This window comes from Micromonospora matsumotoense, from assembly GCF_050951065.1.
Classification (GTDB): Bacteria; Actinomycetota; Actinomycetes; order Mycobacteriales; family Micromonosporaceae; genus Micromonospora; species Micromonospora matsumotoensis.
On sequence record NZ_CP192025.1, the window covers coordinates 2,669,787 to 2,687,413 of the forward strand.

Below are 17,627 nucleotides of genomic sequence, written 5' to 3' on the forward strand. Positions count from 1 at the left end.
CGACGAGGTCGGACGCCGTACGCCGGAAGTGGCAGCTACCGGAGGTAGATGTCGGGGCGGGGCGGGGTGGTCATGCCGTCGCCCAGGAAGAAGCTCGGGTGCGGCGGCTGGTTGTAGGCGGTGTTCTGCCAGGCGATCGCCACCCGGTACTGCGGGTCGTGCAGGAGGGTGTAGAGCCGCCGGTCGGTCTGCGTCGGGCTGGCGTAGATACTCAGCGCGGCGTTGTCGTCCCGGGGCAGGATGACCTCTTCCCGCCAGTCGCCGAACAGGTCACCGGAGAGCGAGGGCGTCGCCTTGGTGCCGTTGATCGAGTGCGCGCCGGTGGCGGTGAGCAGGCGCGTGTCGCCGCCCGTGCCGTACTTGTCGACGTGGTTGCCGTCGAGCAGTTCCCGCACCGGGTCGCCGTCCCACCAGGCGAGGAAGTTGGAGCTGCCCGGGGTACGACCGACGCTGCCGCCGGCGGAGTTGAACAGGTTGGTCAGGCCGGTGCCGGCCCCCCAGAACTCGGCACCGGGGTTGCCGGCGTAGACGTCACCGGCCACACCACGCCCCGGCCCCTCGCAACCGCAGCTGTTGTTCTTCTGCATGATGATCGCGCCGGTGTTCGCGTCGCGCAGCGTCGCCGCCGCGCCGGAGTTCTGCTCGTGGATCTGCCAGATCTCCTTGCCGGGGCGGCTGGGCACGAAGTCGCTGACGTGCAGCGCGTCGCCGTGGGCGTAGAAGGTGGTGGTGTAGCGGCCGGTCCCGTTGGCGTTGATCGTCATGCCGCCGTAGATGATCTCGTCGGTGCCGTTGCCGTCGACGTCGGCGATGGACAGCGAGTGGGTGCCCTTGCCGGTCCACTGGCTGCCCGCGCTGCTCGAGTCGAACTTCCACCGCAGGGTGAGCTGTCCGTTGCGGAAGTCGTACGCGGCGATCGCGGTCTTGGCGTAGTAGCCACGGCCCACGATCAGGCTGGGTCGACGCCCGTCGAGGTAGGCGGTGCCGGCCAGGAACCGGTCGACGCGGTTGCCGTAGTCGTCGCCCCAGTCGCTGACGTTGCCGCGGGCCGGCTGGAACGGCACCGTGGCCAGCACCGCGCCGCTCAGCCCGCTGAACATGGTCAGGTACTCGGGACCGGTGAGGATGTACCCGCCAGCGTTACGGTGCAGGGCGTTCGCGTCACCGATGACCTGCCCGGTGCCGGAGCGGCTACCGTCACCGGTTTTGACCGCGACTTCCGCCCGGCCGTCACCGTCGTAGTCGTACACCTGGAACTGCGTGTAGTGGGCTCCGGCGCGGATGTTGCGCCCCAGGTCGACGCGCCACAACCGGGTGCCGTCGAGCCGGTAGGCGTCGAGGTAGACGTTGCTGGTCACGCCCGACTGGGAGTTGTCCTTCAGGTCGCTGGGGTCCCACTTGAGGAAGATCTCGTACTGCCCGTCGCCGTCGGCGTCGCCGACGCTGGCGTCACCGGCGGTGTAGTTGCTGCCCGGCCGGGAGATCGGCACGTCCAGGTGGTCGCCACCGGCGAAGCGCAGCGACGCCTCCGAGGCCACCTGCTCCGCCCCGTCGACCACCGCACGGATCGTGTACGAGGCGTCGGCGGGCGCCCCGGTGTCGAGGTAGTTGGTGGAGGTGGTGATCGGCGACGCGGTCAGCTTCGTGGTGCCGCGGTAGACGTTGAAGCCGGTGTTGGCCGCCTCGGTGCCGCGCAGTCGCCAGGACACCAGGTTGCCCGACCCGGAGCGGACGCTGATCACGCCCCGGTTCAGGTCCTCCAACTGCCGGCCCGTCTCGGACGGCGGCGGGGTGCCGGTCGTCTCGACCTCGACGTAGTCGATGTTGGCGAGTCCCGCGGCGGTGGTGGGGCTCAACCGGATCGTGTTGCTGCCGGCGGTGAGCGAGGCGGTGAGGGTCTTCGTGGCCCAGGTCGTCCACGCCCCGGCGGGGTCGAACGTGCTCGCGGCCTGCGCCACCGATCCGTTGACGAGCACGTCGGCCGGGCGGTTGTCGGTCGTACCGTTGGCATACCGGACGGCGATGGTCGCCGTGCCGGCGGCCGACACGTTCACGGTGAACTGTGCCGCCGCACCGACGGCGTTCCTGCCGTTGCAGAACCCGCTGCCCGAGTAGCCGGTGTGGTTGGACTCGATCGCGCCGTCGCAGGTGGCAGGCGCGGTCTCGACCTCCTGACGGATCGCGGCGGCGGACGCCACCGTGACGACGGCGACGCCGGCGCTGACGGTGACCGCCGTGCAGGCGGAGAGCAGCGCGACGCGCTGTCTGCGTGACAACATGACGATCTCCAGGGCTTGAGGACGACCAGTTGGGGGCTCGTGCGGGTCAGTGTCGGGAGGCGCGACGTGCCGCCGGTGCCGCCGAAGGTGTCGACACGGCTCAGGTACCTCCTGTGGGCTGGCACGGTGGCGACCCTCGGACCGCGCCGAGGCGCGGCCGTGGCAGCGACACGGCAGTGCGGATGCCGATCACCGTCGGGATGTCCCGGTCTGGTCGGAGCAGTAGCAGCGGACGCGGACGGGGAGCGTTCACGCAATGCGCCTCCGACTGGCCTTCCGGCCCGGAATCTCAGCCCGCCGACCTGCGGTCTTGGATTTGTAACACCCTGTGAACACTCCCATGACATTTACCTGCGTCAGTCAGTCTCCTGACCGGGCAGCCATCCGTCAATCGACGCCGCTCACTTCCTTGCCCCCGGTGCCGTGCCGGTCGAAATCCCGCACAGACCGTGCCCACCCCCTCCCTCTCCGTCAGATTGAGGTCAGACGCCACCCGCGGTCGCGGCGGCTGCTCCCGGTCAGATCCGGATGGCCGCGGGAGCAACAGCAGTGCCGCATGATCCGTTCATGACCTCCACCCGCTCGTCACGGCTGCCGCTGTGGTCCACCGACTCGTTGCTGTCCATCGGATCCCGAGGCTCGGTGCTGTCCATCGGCAGCGTCGGCTCCGCCGGATCGGTCCTGTCCATCGGGTCCGCGCTCTCGATCGGGTCGGCCCTGTCGTGGCGGTCCCGCTGGTCGTTGATGGCTCACCGCTCCTTCGGAGCCGCGCTGGGCTCCCGCGAGGGTGGCCGCGCACTCATCGGTCCGTCCGCAGCGTTGGCAACCGTGGCGCTGACGGCCTGTGCCGGCTACCTCCTGACACGCAGCCGCGAGGCCAGCGCGGCCAGCCCGACGCCGGCGGCGTTGAGCAGCACGTCGTCCACGGACGACACCCGATCCCGCCGCAGGACGTACTGCCCGGCCTCCACCAGGACTGGTGCTCCAGCCGTGCCTGATGGAGTCGGAGTCTTCGCTGGTAGTGGGCTGTTCTGGCGCGGTACTGGTGTCGGCGTCGCCATCGTGACCATCGATGGATGTGGTCGAAGGATCGGATCGTGGTGATCAGGTGTGCCAGGAGACGGCGGACCTCGCCGAGGGTGAGGGGGATGAGGCCGTCAGACAGTGCGACCACCTCACTCACCGCATGAATAGCATCGACACGCGCAGCTGTACGGCCGGCGCCGCTCACGCGTCGACTACACCGATGACCTGGCGAAACTCCAGACTAGGCAGGTGCGGCTGGAGTACTGGGAGCCGGGCATGCGCTCACCGCCTCAGTCGACGATGGTCGCCGTGCGCGGCTCGCGGCCCAGCGCGGGGTCGAGGTAGCGGCCGTGGCCGTAGTCGCCGAGCAGGGTGGTGCGGTGCGCGCGACGGCGCACGTCCAAGGGCACGCCGGCGGCGCTGTGGATCACGCGCCAGTTGTCCCAGACGATGACGTCGTCCTTGCTCCACTTGTGGAAATAGGCGTAGCGCTCGTCCACGAGGTGGTCCGCCAGCCGGTGCAGCAGGGCATCGCTTTGCGTCGTGTCCATGCCGAGTACGTGCTTGGCGTGCATCGGCGACAGCTTGAGCACCTTGCGGCCGGTCTCCGGGTGGACGATGACCAGTGGGTGCACCACCGGCGGGAAGTTGTACTTGCGGAGATCAGCCATGTTCTCAGAGTCGGTCTTCAGGTTCACCAGGTCGGGCGGAAAGCCATAGGGGTTCTTGTCCATCTGAGGTGAGAAATGGTAGACCACTTCGAGGTCCTCGATGCGCTCCCGCAACTGCACCGGCAGGCGTTGCCAGGCGGCGATACCGTCGATGAAGCCGGTTTCGCCCGCGATCGCCGCCGGCTCGATCATTCGCAGCGCCGCGCCGCGCGCGATCACCGGCGTGAAGGACTGGTCCCAATGCCAGCCCAGCCAGCCGGCACGCTCGACACCATTGACACGCATGATGGCGGCGGGGAAATCCTTGCGGTTTTCGGGATCGTATTTCAGCTCCATCAGATAGGGATTGTTGTCGACATTGAGAGCGGGCGTCGCCGAAGACTCAAGCTTGCCGAAGCAGCGGCTCAGCCGCAGGTGTGCTTCGGCGGAGCGGCAGCCGCGGAGCAGCAGGATGCCGCCGCGAATCCAGGCGTCCAGCAGGGTCTGCCGCGTCGACTCGTCGAAGTCCTCTTCCAGGTCGAGGCCATGAACTTCCAGACCGATGTACGGCGACATCGGTGTGGTGGTGATCGGCATGCGCGCTTCCCTCGAAGAGTAAGCCATCATCGAACATCAATCGTATCGTGGGCGCGGCCGACGTGCGTCAAAGAAAATTTGGCCTGCCTGGCAGGCCAGGTTGGCAGCTGTGCCGTGCGGTCGCCGACCATTCAGCCACCGGATGACAGGGGAGTGGTCGTAGCGCGGGGCCGTCCACGGACTTCGGCAGCCTGGTTGACCCGCACGGCCAGCCCGGCACGGGACATGCCTTCCTCCTCAAGGAGGGCGTCGAGTAGCGCGTTCGCCTCCATGGGGTGGCCGGAGCGCTAGTGTCGCGTGTCTGAGAGGACGTCTGATCCTGATTCAGGTTGGCCGTTTTGAGGCCCTTGGCCCTATGTGGGCGGGCCAGCCGGGCGATACATGAGGTGCCGACCCTGGCAGTGTGCCGGCCGTCAGCGACTTGCGGATAAACTCCGGCCAGACACTCATGGCGTAGCGCAAGCGCTAAAGCTGGACGGTCGCGAATGCTGTCGATCAGGGCGGAATTGCAATCCGGCTGGCCGAGACCACCGTGAGTGTGAAAGGCGAAACGATCGACGCCTGGTACTCCGGGGAGCATCGCGACTTCGGCGCAAGCATTCAGGCGGTGATGCGCCCCGACGGCCTGCCGATCTGGACCTCGGACGCCATGTCGGGGCACCTGCCCGATCTCACCTGCGCCCACCGGTAGGACGGCGCCCGGTGCTGGGCAGCCTCCGAACTGCATCTACCCATCCTGGCCGACACTGGCGACGAAGGCGCTGGCCAGGGCATCCACACCCCGCACAAGCAACCCACCGACGGCCGTCGCCTCGCGGTCGACAACCGCACCTGCAACGCCGTCCTTCGACCAATGCGGCGCCTCGGAGAACGTGGCTTCGCGATCCTGGCCGGCCGCTGGCGCACGCTAGGCCACCGCACCCCAGCCCACGCAGCCTCGGCGACGTCGCCCGTGCCGCCCTCCACCTCACCCCCTACGAATACCGATGCCTGCCGGAATCTTGTGGAGAGCACGTCAGTGAGTTCCAGCCCTGGGGCCGGCAGGCACTCGTCCCGCTGTTCAAGCGCGAGATCCTGTCCCCAGCCTGGCCCCGACGGCTGGGTGGATCCGTCGCGGTCCTCCCGCCGGACGGCCGGATGTTCGAGCCTGCACTTTCTTGCACGTCTCGGTCCGGTTCCTGGCATCTCCAGATCCGGGTGGTATACATGTGAGTCGATGCGATCAGACGATGACGTGCCACCTCTGGACACCGCAGGCCAGCGAGCCCGAGGCGTCGCCTGCCACACCTTGACCGGTTGACTGGAGATCTCATGACCAGCCCTCGATCCGCTCCGCCTCGGCAGACTCCGGGAGTAGCCCGCCCGCGCCGTGCCCGCGTCAGGCCCACCGCGCTGAGCATGCTGTCGGTCGCAGCGCTTGCCCTGACGTACGTGCTGGCCATGCCGGTCGCATCCACGCCAGTGGGCCTAACCACGGAAGTAGCCGCCGCCTACGTCAAACTGGGCAACCGGACTACCGGCAAGTTCATCGACGGCATGGGCCGGACCACCAACGGCGCCGCAGTCGGCCAGTATTCCTCGTCGTCCAGCGACAACCAGCAGTGGACGATCGAGGCCGTCGGCAACTACGTCCGGATCAAGAATCGGGCCACCGGCCTGTACCTGGACGGGATGGGCCGCACGACGGGCGGATCCATCTGCGGCCAGTGGAGTGACAGCAGCAGCACCAACCAGCAGTGGACCCGGGAGGACTCCGGCGGCTACGCCAAGTTCAGGAACCGGGTCAACGGGCTGTACCTGGATGGCGGGGGCAGCACGTCCGACGGCGCCAACCTCGTCCAGTACGCGAACAGCGGCAGCACCAACCAGCAGTGGATCGTCACTGACGTGTCGACTCCGGGATCGGGCACGATCATGGTGGACGGCAACAACGTCCGCGCCGGCAACGTCAACGGCCTGACGTTCAAGGGCTTCGGTGCGCTCAGCGCCAACAGCACCAGCGAGCTGCTGATGGACTACAAGGCCCAGAGCCCGACCGCGTACGCGCAGCTGCTGCGGGTCCTCTTCGGTGGGGAGAGTCCGGTCTTCACCAACGTGAAGATCGAGATGGGCAACGACCGCAACAACTCCACCGGACCGGACCCCTCGACCATGCGCTGGGAGTCCGAGACCCCCAACGTCAAGCGGGCGCAGGGCTTCCAACTCGCGGCCGACGCGAAGAAGGTCAACCCGAACGTCAAGGTGTCCCTGCTGCGCTGGAACTCCCCGGGCTGGGCGAACAGCAACGACAAGGTCTACACCTGGTTCAAGAAGACCATCCTGAGCGCGTACCGGACCTACGGGTTCATGGTCGACTACGTCAACCCGGGTCTCAACGAGCGCGGGGCGGACCTGAACTGGACCAAGACCTATGCCAACCGGGTCAGGACCGACAGTGCCGACTTCGCCAACTCGACGGAGCAATCCCGGTACAACCAGCTCAAGGTCGTCATCTCCGACGAGGTCGGTGTCGGGTCGTTCGGCGGCAGCATGATCAGCGACGCCGGCCTGCGCGACGTGGTGGCGGCGGCCGGCTACCACTACAGCCCCGACGACGACAGCGCCGGCAACTTCAAGCGCCTGGCGATGGACTACGACAAGGAGATCTGGAACAGCGAAGCACAGGCGACCTTCGGCAATTCCGCCTTCCGCCCCAACAACAACATGCGGTCCCCGTCGGTGGTCGGTACCGGCATCGGCGGCACCAACAGTGCGCTGGAGATGGGAAACACCATCATCAAGGGTTTCGTCAACTCGCGCCGGACGAACTTCATTTACCAACCGGCCATCGGGTCCTTCTACGAGGGTGGGCAGTACTCCTACAAGGAGGTCGTCAGCGCCCGTGATCCCTGGTCGGGCTGGCTGCACTACGACGCCGCCATCGACGTGCTGCGGCACTTCAGCTGGTTCGCCAAGACCGGCTGGGAGAACTCCAGCAACACGGCCGGTATCTGGCGCGCCGTCCCCGAATCCAGCTATACCGGAGCGACCGGGACGAACCCGGTGGTCGGACGCAACGGCACGCCCAGCTATCTCACGCTCGCCGCGCCCGACAGGCGCAACTTCTCCACGGTCTTCATGAACGACAGCGAGTACACCCAGTCGTACCGCCTCCAGCCGGTGAACATGGCCTACTCCGGCACTCCCGCCCTACAGCTGTGGGAAACCCGCGCGGCCGACCCCGGCCAGGCGTTCAACGCCAACTACCTGAAGCACCTCGGCAGCGTCCAGGCCGATGACAGCGGGGTGTACTCCGTGACGGTCAGGCCGAACTCGGTCGTCACCGTGACGACGCTGGCCAACCACACCAAGCCCGAGTACCTGGAACCCCTGCCGGTGGAGGGCCAGCGCACCGTGCTGGACACCGACATCTCCGGCGACGTGCAGAGCACCAGCGACAACATCCTCTACGCCGACGGCTTCGACTACTCCGGCAAGACGGTCCCGGTGATCGGCAGTGGCGGCACCATCACGGGCACGGAGGACTTCATCACCTCGCGTGGCGGCACCAGGAGCGTCATCCCGCGCTACGCCAGCGACCGCAACGGCGCCTTCGAGGCGTACCAGCCGGACGGATCGACCAACTACGTGCTGCGCCAGCAGTTGGACAGCCCGAGCCAGGGCCTGGGCGGTGCGTGGAACGGGGGGGACGCGGTCACCAGGATCGGTGACAGCCGGTGGCTCAACTACAAGGCCAGTGTCGACGTCTCCTTCGAGAACAGCAGCACCCAGAACGGCGCCAACCACGCCCGGCTGGGCATCCGCGAGCAGCACGGTGACAACGGTGCGCCGTACTCGGTGAGGTTCACCTTCGACGGGGGCTGGCAGTTGCTGGTCAACAACAGCGCGGTCGCCAGCGGAAACGTGGTCAGCGGCGCCGGCGGCGTGCGGATCGGTGGGTTCAACACCGCTCACAACGCGTGGCACAACATCGCGCTGAAGGGCGTCGGAAGCACGGTGACCGCCTACCTCGACGGCGTCACACTGGCCACCTACACCGACCCGAATCCCAAGCTGTCCGGCCGGATCACGCTGGGCAGCGGCTACTACTTCACCCGGTTTGACAACCTCCGGGTGGAGACGGTCGACGGAAGCCCGCCGTACTACTCCGAGGTGCTGGACAACCTGGAGATGTCCGACCTGGCCAATCCGGTCGCCAGGAAGCTGGTGTACGGCGGGTCCTGGGCGCACGAGAACGGTAAGGGTATGTACAACGTTCAGCGGAGCCTGTCAACCAGCCAGGGAAGCGGCTCGACGCTGACCTACACGTTCGCCGGCACCGGACTGGACATCATCGGGCCGAACAACGGCTCGGCCGTCCTGCAGGTCACGGTGGACGGTACGGTGGTCAACTCCGCAGCGAGCACACTCGCCTCTCCCGAGTTCTATCAGACGTACGCCCTGCGCAACCTCGGTGCCGGCACGCACACCGTGCAGATCATGGTGCGCAGCGGCACTCTCGTCGTGGATGCCGTCGGGGCCGTCCGGCCGTGATGCCGGTCGCGCCGGAGGGCCAACAGGGCTCATCGGCACAGGCCGTCTGCGCGGAGCGTCCGTTGGCCATCAGCAGCGAGCGACAGAGGTGGTTAGCCTGTTCGGCGGGTCCGGCCGCCACGTTACCTGTCACCACCACAACCGCCTGCACCCGCCAGTCGAACAACCTGCGGACCGCCCGCGCTCGGCTCTGTGGCAGATAGGGCGGGATGTCGGCGATGGCGTGAGACGTGCAGGCCCTTCTGCTTGATCCTGGTGATACGGCTGTCACGGACGCTGCCGCCGAGGCGTTACTGCGGCGCGGGGACGCGGCCGCGTTGCGTCTGTTCGCTCGGGCCTGGCACGTGGCGGAGCCGGAGACGGCGGATCATCTCAGTGGTGCGCTGAGCGCTGTCCTGTTCGAGCTGACTCGTTCCACGTTGCAGGATCGCGCCCGTTTCCAGGCTGTGCTGCAGGGGTTGCTGACTGACGCCGATTCGGGGGTCGGCGTTGGTGCCCAAGACCTGCTTGACCGGACCGCGAAAACGCTGTCCGTTTGATGGTCGGTGCGTTGCCGGTTCCAGGACTGCCGACCGGTGTAGCGGGGGTTGGCCAGGCTCGCCGCGGCGGTGGTCAGCATCCAGCGTTGGCCGCTGCGGTGCGGGTCACGTGCCGGGTCGGTGCCGGATGGGCAGGGAACGCCGGTGTCGTGGAGCGCGCGGGCGATGCTTGCCGCGCTGCGACCCGCGAGCCGCTGGTCGACAGTCCACCGCACGTGGTGCGCGGTGGCGGGGTCGGGTTCCAGGCGATATAGACGGCGCGCTGCTCCGATCCGGTGGCGGCGGGTCCGCGCGGTGAGCCGGTCATGGTGCCGCGCCCGCCATCGCGGCTCTACCTCGGCACAGGACGTCGGGCGAAGCCGGTCGCTGGCCCCGTTTGCGCCGTCGCGGCCCGCCGGGCGGGGAACTGTCCGGTCTGGAGCAGTTCCCCGCCGGATCGTCAGGTGGCGGCGCGCTGCACCGCCGTGGCGGGGTTGCCGTCCACCGCCGCGGTGAGTTGCGGAACGAGCCTGTCCAGCAGGAACGGCAGGCTCAGCGGGGTGATGAACGAGGTCGCGGCCCCGACCAGTTCCTCGTTCTCCAGGTAGATGTCGCGACCCTCGGTCTTGACCTTCAACCTGCTGTAGAGCGGGTCGGCCTGCACCTTCGCCCGGTCGGTGTCGTAGCTGTCGACCAACCAGATCAGCACGCCGGTGTCGAGCATGTCGGTGCGCTCCCGGCTCAGGTTCGCGCCGAACTCCTTGCCGGTCACCTCGGCCAGCCCGGGCGGCAGCGTGAAGCCCAGGTCGGTGAGGAGCCGACCACGCGAGTCCTGCGGGCCGTACACGTAGTAGCCCTCGTAGGTGGTGGCCATCAGGCCGGTCGTGCCGGCGAAGGCCGGGTTCGCGGCGCGTGCCGCGGCGAACCTGGCCTCGACATCGGTGACGACCTTGTCCGCCTGCGTCTTGCGACCGACGGCGGTGCCGACCGTGCGGGTGAGATCCTGCCAGGACACTCCGTAGTCGACGGCGTTCTTCGGCTGCGCCACGGTCGGCGCGATCTTCGCCAGCTTCGCGTAGTCCTCGCTCGTCAGCCCCGAGTAGACGCCGAGAATGAGGTCGGGCCGCAGGGCCGCCACCTTCTCGAACTGGACGCCATCGGTGCTGGTGAGCACCTGCGGCTTGGCCCCTGCGCCCAGCGCGGCCTCGGCCCAGGGCCAGATGGCGCCCGGCTTCTCACCGAACCACTCGGTGGTGGCCACCGGCACGACGCCCAGCGACAGCAGCGCGTCCTGCTCGACCAGGCCGACCACCACGATCCGCTGGGGCTCGGCCGGGATGGTGGTGGTGCCGAACTTGTGCGCGATCGAGACCGGGAAGGCGTCGGAGGCGGCGGCGCTGGACGAGGGGGCCGACGGCTCCGACCCACCACCGCAGGCCGCGAGTAGAAGCAGGAGCACGGTCGCCGCGACCGTGGCGCTCCGGCGGATTGAGGAAGGCCGCACGGCTGTTCCTTTCTGCCAGCGAGGCCCCAGGGTGGTGACCTCGGACGGGAGTGTAGGTTAGCCTCACCTAATTGAGTAGTGCGAACGGGTGGACGGATGGAGCACGTGTTGACCTCAGGCACCGGCACCCGCCCGGAGCCCCGGGCCGTCCCACCCGGCAAGGTGCCGCGCGAGTCGTCGTCGCGCACCGGTCGCCGCTGGGCCGGCCTCGTCGTGGGCCTCGTTGCCCTCGTCGTCGCCGTGGCGCTCAGCATCGCGGTCGGCAGCCGCTCGCTCGGCCCCGGCACGGTCTGGCAGGTGCTCTGGCACGACGACGGCTCCGCTGCGGCGGAGATCGTGCACCAGCTACGGCTGCCCCGGACGATCCTCGGCTTCGGCGTGGGCGCGGCCCTGGGCCTGGCCGGCACGGTGATGCAGGCGCTCACCCGCAACCCGCTGGCCGAACCCGGGCTGCTCGGGGTCAGCCTGGGCGCTTCCACCGGCGTGGTGCTGGCCATCGCGCTGCTCGGAGTGACGAGTGCGACCGGGTACGTCTGGTTCGCCATCGCCGGTGCCGGACTCACCTCGGCGGCCGTCTTCGCGCTCGGCGGTGCCGGCCGGGCCCCCACCCCGGAACGGCAGGTGCTCGCCGGGGTCTCTCTCACCGCGGTGCTCGGCGCCGGAGTCTGGGCGATCCTGGTGACCCACCGGGAGGCGTTCGACCGGTACCGGCACTGGGACGTCGGCTCGCTCGCCGACCGGGAGACCGGCACGATCACCCAGTTGACGCCGTTCCTGGTGGTCGGCGTCCTGCTCGCGCTGATGCTGGGCCACCAGCTCAACGCGCTGAGCATGGGTGACGACGCGGCGACCTCGGTCGGCGCGCACCCGGGGCGGATCCGGGTGCTGGGCATGATCACGATCACCCTGTTGTGCGGCGTGGCGACCGCCGCCTGCGGGCCGATCTGGTTCGTCGGCCTGGCCGTCCCCTATGCCGCCCGGATGTTCACCGGCTCGGACCACCGCTGGATCCTGGCCTACTCGCTCGTCCTCGGGCCCACCCTGCTGCTGGGCTCGGACGTGCTCGGGCGGGTCCTGGTGGCCCCGGCCGAACTGCCGGTCGGGGTGGTCACCGCGTTTCTGGGCGCACCACTGTTCATCGCGCTGTGCCGCCGACGCCGGCTGAGCATCCTGTGAGCGGGCCGGGGCTGAAGCTACGCCCGTCCGGGCGCAGCACCCGGCTGGTGATCCGTAGCCGGGGTAACCGGCTCTCGCTGCGGGTGCACCTGCGGGCGCTGATCGCCGGCACCGCGCTGCTGCTCACGGCGCTGGGTGTCGCGCTGGTCAACCTCTCCAGCGGCGACTTCCCGATCCCCGTGTCCGACGTGCTACGGAGCCTCGTCGGCCAGGGCGACCCGGGCACCGACTTCATCGTGCACGAGCTGCGGCTACCCCGCGTGCTGATCACCCTGCTGGTCGGCACCGCCCTGGGCGCGAGCGGCACGATCTTCCAGGGGTTGACCCGCAACCCCCTGGGCAGCCCCGACTTCGTCGGCTTGACGGTGGGCGCGGCGACCGGCGCGCTGATCGTCCTGCTGCTGTTCAACGGTGCCGGCTTCCAGGTCGCGGCCGGCGCGATCATCGGCTGCCTGGTCACCTCGGTCGCCATCTACCTGCTCGCGTTCCGTCGTGGGGTGCAGCCGTTCCGGCTGGTGCTGATGGGCGTCGGCGTGTCCGCGCTGCTCGACTCGTTCAACTCGTTCCTGATCTACCGCAGTCGACTGGACGAGGCGATCGCCGCCCAGGTCTGGTTGATCGGCAGCGTCAACGGTCCCGGCTGGACCGAGGTGGCGCTGGTCGCCGTCGCCGTCGCGGTGCTGCTGCCGGTCGCGCTTCACCACGGCCGGTATCTCGACATGTTGGCCCTGGGCGACGAGCCCGCGATGCTGCACGGGGTACCTGTCGAACGCAGCAGGGTGGTGCTCGCGCTGTCCGGCGTCGGGCTCGCGGCCGGTGCCACCGCCGCGGCCGGGCCGATCGCGTTCGTCGCTCTCGCCGCGCCACCGTTGGCAGCCCGGCTGACCCGGTCACCGAACGCCGGGATCCTACCGGCCGCGTTGATGGGTGCCGCCCTGTTGACGGCCAGTGACTGGGTCGCCCAACGCATCCTGCCCGAGAACGACGTCCCGGTCGGCCTCGTCACCGCCGCCCTGGGCGGCATCTACCTGACCTGGTTGCTCTTCCACGAGCGACGTAACCGCGGACAAGGAGCACAGCGATGACCGAGTCGCGGCTGCGGGCCGACGCACTGACCCTGGCGTACGACAGGCGGGTGGTCGTTCGGGACCTCGACGTCCAGATCGCCGACGGGTCGTTCACCGTCATCGTCGGTCCCAACGCCTGCGGCAAGTCGACGCTGCTGCGGTCACTGGCCCGGGTGCTGAAGCCGCAGTCCGGTGCCGTCTACCTGAATGGTCAGACCATCGCGTCGCAGCCGTCCAAGCAGGTGGCCCGGCAGCTCGGCATGCTGCCGCAGTCGTCGGTCGCGCCCGGCGGGATCGTGGTGGAGGAGTTGGTCGCCCGGGGCCGCTTCGCCCATCAGCGCCTGCTGCGGCAGTGGTCGCCGCAGGACGAGGCGGCGGTCACCGACGCGATGCGCCAGACCGAGGTGACCGAGCTGGCCGACCGGTTCGTCGACGAACTCTCCGGCGGTCAGCGTCAGCGGGTCTGGCTGGCGATGGCACTGGCCCAGCAGACGCCGATCCTGCTGCTCGACGAACCGACCACGTTCCTCGACCTGTCCCACCAGTTCGAGGTGCTGGACCTCTGCGCCGACCTGCACGAGCAGGGCCGGACGGTCGTCGCCGTCCTGCACGACCTCAACCACGCCTGCCGGTACGCCACCGAGCTGATCGTGATGCGCGAGGGCCGGGTCCTCGCGCAGGGCCCGCCCGCCGAGGTGATGACGGCGGAGCTGGTGGAGACGGTGTTCGCGATGCCCTGCCGGGTGATGACCGATCCGGAGACGGACACCCCGATGGTGGTGCCGGCCGGGCGGCAGCGGCGTCGGATGGCCCGTGCCGGTGTGCCGGCGAACCCCGCCGACCGGGTCCCCGCGTGACCGGCGGCCGGAGTCTGCTCGCCGACGCGCTCGGTGGGCAGCGACGCCTCATCTCGCTGAGCACCCTGCTGATCTGCGGCCATCAGGCCGGCGAGGCGGCGGTGCCGTTCCTGATCGGTGTGATCATCGACCGGGCGGTGGACGGCGGCATCGACGGTCTGTTCCTCTGGCTGGGTGTGCTGGCCGCCGTCTACGTCGGCCTGAGCTACAGCTACCGGTACGGCGAGCGCAGCGGCGAACGTGCCGCAGAGCAGGCGGCGCACGATCTGCGCCTACGGGTGACCGGGCGGGTGCTGCACGAGCGTGGTGGCGCCGAAGCCGACCGACTGCCCGGTGCGCTGGTGTCGATCGCCACCAGCGACGCGGCCCGGGTCGGCGCGGTCGCCATCGCTGTCGCCTCCGGCGTGGCCGCCGTCGTCGGCCTGGCCCTCGCGGCGATCCTGCTGCTGGCCATCTCGGTGCCGCTCGGGCTGGTGGTGTTGCTGGGCACGCCGCCGCTGTTGCTGCTCACCCGGCTGTGCGGCAAGCCGCTGGAGGAACGCAGCGAGACGGAGCAGGAGCACGGCGCGCACGCCTCCGGCATCGCCGCCGACCTGGTCGACGGGCTCCGGGTGGTCAAGGGTCTGCGGGCCGAGACCGCGGCGGTCTCCCGCTACCGGCAGCGCAGTCGCAGCGCGTTGGCCGCGACCGTGCGCGCGGCCCGCGCCGAGGCCGCGTACCAGGGGCTGGTGCTCATGCTCAGCGGGGTGTTCCTGGCGGTCGTCGCGGTCATCGGTGGGCTCCTCGCCCTCGACGGCCAGATCAGCGTCGGTCAGCTTATCTCCTCGCTCGGCCTGGCGCAGTTCCTGGTCGGTCCGATGTCGACGTTCGGCTGGGTGGGTGCGGACATCGCCCAGGGCCGGGCCTCCGCCCGCCGGATCGCCGCCGTGCTGGACACCCCCGCCGCGGTGCCCGACGGTGCGGCGAGCCCGGTCACCCCCGTGCGGGGCGGGCTCGCGCTGCGCGGGGTGGACAGCCCGCCCCTGCGCGGAATCGACCTGGAGATCGCTCCCGGTGAGCTGGTCGGGATCGTGGCCACCGACCCGGCCGAGGCGGCCGAGCTGGTGCGGCTGCTCGGGCGGCTGCACGACCCCGCCGCGGGGGTGATCGAACTGGACGGCGTCGCGCTCGCCACGCTCGCACCGCACGATCTGCGGGCCGTGGTGCTGGCCGTCGAACACCAGACCGACCTGTTCGATGACAGCGTCCGCGCCGCCGTCTCGCTCGCCGGGCGGGCCCGCCCGGCGAGCGTCGACGCCGCCGTGGCCGCTGCCGACGCCGACGAGGTGGCGCACGGCCTGCCGGACGGGCTGGACACCGTGCTGGACGACCGGGCGCGGTCGCTCTCCGGTGGGCAGCGGCAGCGCATCGCGCTCGCCCGGGCACTGGCCGGTGAACCGCCGGTGCTCGTCGTGCACGACCCCACCACCGCGGTCGACGCCGCGACCGAGGCGCGCATCGCCGGCCGGTTGCGGTCGATGCGCGCCGGACACACCACGATCCTGGTGACCACCAGCCCGGCGCTGCTCGCGGTGACCGACCGGGTGATCGTCGTGCACGACGGCACCGTCCGCACCGACGGCACGCACGGCGATCTGGTCGCCGAGGACGACACCTACCGGGAGACCGTGCTCGCATGACCACCGAATCGACGACGTTGCTGCCGATCGCGACCGGGCGGCGCACCCTGACCCAGCTGCGTGCCCTGGTGCGGCCACGGCGATCCCGGCTGGCCGGGGCGCTGGCCCTGCTGATCGCCGGCACCACGGCCGGTCTGGTGGTCCCGCCGCTGCTCGGGCACCTGGTCGATCTTGCCACCGGCGGGGGCAGCGCCGGCGACGTCGTGCTCACCGGCGTGGGGCTGGTGGCCGCCGCTGTCGTCGAGGCGGCCCTGGCCGGCTTCGGTGTCGCCCTGCTCGCGCAGGTCGGCGAGGGAGTGCTGGCCGACCTGCGCGAGCGGTTCGTGTCCTCGGCCCTGCACCTGCCACTGGAGCAGGTCGAACGCGCCGGGACCGGTGACCTGACCTCCCGGGTGACCAACGACGTCGCGGTGATCGCCGAGGCGGCCCGCAGCGCCGTCCCCGAGTTCACCCGTGCCGCGTTGACCATCGTGCTCACCCTGGCCGGGATGGCCGTGCTCGACTGGCGGTTCCTGGTCGCGGCGCTGATCGCCGTGCCGGTGCAGGCGCACACGGTCCGCTGGTACGCCCGCCGTGCCGTGCCCCTCTACGCCCGGCAGCGGGTTGCCGTCGCCGCCCAGCAACACCACCTGCTCGCCACCATCGACGGTGCGCCGACGATCCGCGCGTTCCGCATCGCCGACGCGCACCGGGACCGGGTCGCCACCAGGTCCCGGCAGGCGGTCGACCTGTTGCTGCGGGGCGTCGCGCTACAGACCCGCTTCTACGCCCGGCTGCACGTCGCCGAGTTCGCCGGACTCGCCGCGGTCCTCGGCACCGGCTTCTTCCTCGTCCGGGGTGACCTGGTGAGCATCGGCACGGCGACCGCGGCGGCGCTGTACTTCCACGGCCTCTTCGGCCCGGTCAACGTGGCTCTCGCCCTGGTCGACGACGCCCAGGCCGCCGCCTCGGGGCTGGACCGGCTGGTCGGGGTCGCCGACCTGACCCCGCCGGTACGACAGCGGGCCGTCGCCGGAGACGGACCGGACGCGGTGGTCGTACGCGGGCTGGACTTCGCCTACCGGCCGGACCGGCCGGTGCTGCACGACGTCGACCTGACGATCGCCCGGGGCGAGCGGGTCGCCCTGGTCGGCAGCAGCGGCGCCGGCAAGACCACGCTGGCTAAGGTGATCGCCGGAGTGCACCGGCCCACCGGGGGGAGCGTCGTGGTGCCGGCCGGCGAGGTCGCCCTGATCACCCAGGAGGTGCACGTCTTCGCCGGGCCCCTCGTCGACGACCTGCGGCTGGCCCGCCCGGACGCCACCGACGACGAGGTGAGCGCCGCCCTGGACACCGTGGACGCGCTGGGCTGGGTGCGGCAACTGCCGGACGGTCTGGACACCGAGGTCGGTGCCGGCGGGTACGTCCTCACCGCGGCGCAGGCACAGCAGTTGGCGTTCGCCCGGCTGATCCTGGCCGATCCGCCGATGGCGATCCTCGACGAGGCCACCGCGGAGGCCGGCAGCGCCGGAGCGCGCCTGCTCGAACGGGTGGCCACGGCCGCGCTGGCGGGACGTACCGCGCTGGTCGTGGCGCACCGGCTCACCCAGGCGGTGAGCGCGGACCGGGTGGTGGTGCTGGAGGCCGGCCGGATCGTCGAGGTGGGCACTCACCGCGATCTCATCGCGCGGGGCGGCCCGTACGCCACCCTGTGGCGGGCCTGGTCGGACCAGCGCGCCCGGCACTGAGCGCGCTGGTCCGG

12 protein-coding genes and 2 pseudogenes are annotated in these 17,627 nt (G+C 70.0%); 9 read left to right on the top strand and 5 right to left on the bottom strand.

The window, feature by feature from the left end; translation table 11 throughout:
* Window positions 1–35: 35 nt before the first annotated feature.
* Window positions 36–2,279: a carbohydrate-binding protein gene (locus ACQP1S_RS11935; protein ID WP_432906197.1), complete on the bottom strand. Its 2,244-nt coding sequence runs from the start codon at window positions 2,277–2,279 to the stop codon at window positions 36–38.
* Window positions 2,280–2,797: 518 nt separating this feature from the next.
* Window positions 2,798–2,932: a hypothetical protein gene (locus ACQP1S_RS11940; protein ID WP_432908523.1), complete on the bottom strand. Its 135-nt coding sequence runs from the start codon at window positions 2,930–2,932 to the stop codon at window positions 2,798–2,800.
* Between ACQP1S_RS11940 and ACQP1S_RS11945 the strand changes: the two are divergent.
* A pseudogene (locus ACQP1S_RS11945) lies at window positions 2,877–3,164 on the top strand (hypothetical protein); the annotation flags it as partial. The gene ACQP1S_RS11940 and the pseudogene ACQP1S_RS11945 overlap by 56 nt on opposite strands.
* Window positions 3,165–3,595: 431 nt before the next feature.
* On the opposite strand, the gene ACQP1S_RS11950 reads toward ACQP1S_RS11945, so the two are convergent.
* Window positions 3,596–4,552 carry a TauD/TfdA dioxygenase family protein gene (locus ACQP1S_RS11950; RefSeq protein ID WP_432906200.1) on the bottom strand — a complete coding sequence of 319 codons (957 nt, stop codon included), beginning with the start codon at window positions 4,550–4,552 and terminating at the stop codon, window positions 3,596–3,598.
* A 532-nt stretch (window positions 4,553–5,084) separates the two neighbouring features.
* On the opposite strand from ACQP1S_RS11950, the gene ACQP1S_RS11955 reads away from it, so the two are divergent.
* From ACQP1S_RS11955 to ACQP1S_RS11965, 3 genes are all read left to right on the top strand, one after another.
* Window positions 5,085–5,243: a hypothetical protein gene (locus ACQP1S_RS11955; protein WP_432906203.1), complete on the top strand. Its 159-nt coding sequence runs from the start codon at window positions 5,085–5,087 to the stop codon at window positions 5,241–5,243.
* Window positions 5,244–5,950: 707 nt separating this feature from the next.
* Window positions 5,951–9,085 carry an RICIN domain-containing protein gene (locus ACQP1S_RS11960; RefSeq protein ID WP_432906205.1) on the top strand — a complete coding sequence of 1,045 codons (3,135 nt, stop codon included), beginning with the start codon at window positions 5,951–5,953 and terminating at the stop codon, window positions 9,083–9,085.
* A gap of 230 nt (window positions 9,086–9,315) precedes the next feature.
* Complete coding sequence (locus tag ACQP1S_RS11965; protein ID WP_432906208.1) at window positions 9,316–9,624, top strand: hypothetical protein; 309 nt, start codon at window positions 9,316–9,318, stop codon at window positions 9,622–9,624.
* Window positions 9,625–9,680: 56 nt separating this feature from the next.
* On the opposite strand, the pseudogene ACQP1S_RS11970 reads toward ACQP1S_RS11965, so the two are convergent.
* Window positions 9,681–9,839 (bottom strand): annotated as a pseudogene (locus ACQP1S_RS11970) (recombinase family protein); the annotation flags it as partial.
* A gap of 224 nt (window positions 9,840–10,063) precedes the next feature.
* Window positions 10,064–11,107 carry an iron-siderophore ABC transporter substrate-binding protein gene (locus ACQP1S_RS11975; RefSeq protein WP_432906211.1) on the bottom strand — a complete coding sequence of 348 codons (1,044 nt, stop codon included), beginning with the start codon at window positions 11,105–11,107 and terminating at the stop codon, window positions 10,064–10,066.
* 96 nt (window positions 11,108–11,203) lie between these two features.
* Between ACQP1S_RS11975 and ACQP1S_RS11980 the strand changes: the two genes are divergently transcribed.
* The 5 genes from ACQP1S_RS11980 to ACQP1S_RS12000 are packed head-to-tail and all read left to right on the top strand — an operon-like array spanning window position 11,204 to window position 17,613.
* Complete coding sequence (locus ACQP1S_RS11980; protein ID WP_432906213.1) at window positions 11,204–12,283, top strand: FecCD family ABC transporter permease; 1,080 nt, start codon at window positions 11,204–11,206, stop codon at window positions 12,281–12,283.
* Between the two features lie 47 nt (window positions 12,284–12,330).
* Window positions 12,331–13,368 (top strand): FecCD family ABC transporter permease, encoded by a 1,038-nt coding sequence (locus tag ACQP1S_RS11985; protein WP_432906216.1) that lies wholly within the window; start codon window positions 12,331–12,333, stop codon window positions 13,366–13,368.
* Entirely contained in the window at window positions 13,365–14,207 is an 843-nt protein-coding gene (locus ACQP1S_RS11990) for an ABC transporter ATP-binding protein (RefSeq protein WP_432906219.1), read from the top strand. Before ACQP1S_RS11985 ends, ACQP1S_RS11990 begins: the two co-directional genes overlap by 4 nt.
* A complete protein-coding gene (locus tag ACQP1S_RS11995) occupies window positions 14,204–15,886 on the top strand; it encodes an ABC transporter ATP-binding protein (RefSeq protein ID WP_432906222.1) in 1,683 nt (560 codons plus the stop codon). Before ACQP1S_RS11990 ends, ACQP1S_RS11995 begins: the two co-directional genes overlap by 4 nt.
* Window positions 15,883–17,613: an ABC transporter ATP-binding protein gene (locus ACQP1S_RS12000; protein WP_091253971.1), complete on the top strand. Its 1,731-nt coding sequence runs from the start codon at window positions 15,883–15,885 to the stop codon at window positions 17,611–17,613. The genes ACQP1S_RS11995 and ACQP1S_RS12000 overlap by 4 nt, the downstream gene beginning before the upstream one ends.
* Window positions 17,614–17,627 lie beyond the last annotated feature (14 nt).